The sequence below is a fragment of the Micrococcus sp. KRD096 genome (assembly GCF_017168495.1).
Lineage (GTDB): Bacteria > Actinomycetota > Actinomycetes > Actinomycetales > Micrococcaceae > Micrococcus > Micrococcus luteus.
The window spans coordinates 1-638 of sequence record NZ_JABFAY010000070.1 but is presented as its reverse complement, the minus strand read 5'-3'; the positions used below and the strand labels follow the sequence as shown (position 1 = coordinate 638).

Here is a 638-nt window from a genome sequence, read left to right as displayed (position 1 = left end):
GTGCAGAGGTCTCGGCGTCGTCGCGCGGCCGCGCGGATGGCTGCCCTGCAGGCCGAGGCCACGGCGGCGATCGGACGTACCCCAGCATCCTGACCCGAGGAGGGCACTATGGCGCAGGCTAACGAGGCCGTTTGGCTGCCGGTCCTCCCGTCGTTCAAGGACTTCGGACCCGCTCTGGTCACCGGGGCTGGTGGCGCGGCGGACAAGGCCGGGGCGCAGATTGGCCAGCGGTTCGGCAAGGCCCTCACCGTGGGCATCGCCGCGGCGGGCGCCGGCGCGATGGCTGCGGGGGCGTTCCTGTACAAGGTGGGTGAGGTCTTCGACGACGTCACGGACACCATCCGTGTCGGCACGGGCGCCTCGGGTGAGGCCCTGGACGGCCTGGTCGACTCCGCTAAGCGGGTAGGCCAGAACGTCCCGGCCTCGTTCGAGCAGGTCGGGACCACGGTCGCGGACATCAACACCCGCATGGGCCTCTCAGGCGAGACCCTGGAGACGGTCGCCTCCCAGTACCTCGAGGCGGGCCGCATCCTCGGCGAGGACGTGGACATCAACAAGACCTCGGCCGCGTTCAACGCATTCGGGATCGAGGGCGAGGCCGTCGTCGGCGCCATGGACCACTTGTTCCAGGTGTCCCA

At 70.2% G+C, this 638-nt stretch carries 1 protein-coding gene; it reads left to right on the top strand.

Translation table 11 applies throughout. The features are described from left to right. Positions 1 to 108: 108 nt before the first annotated feature. The coding region (locus tag J1M41_RS11700) for a hypothetical protein (protein ID WP_206451804.1) at positions 109 to 638 on the top strand (530 nt) is incomplete at its 3' end.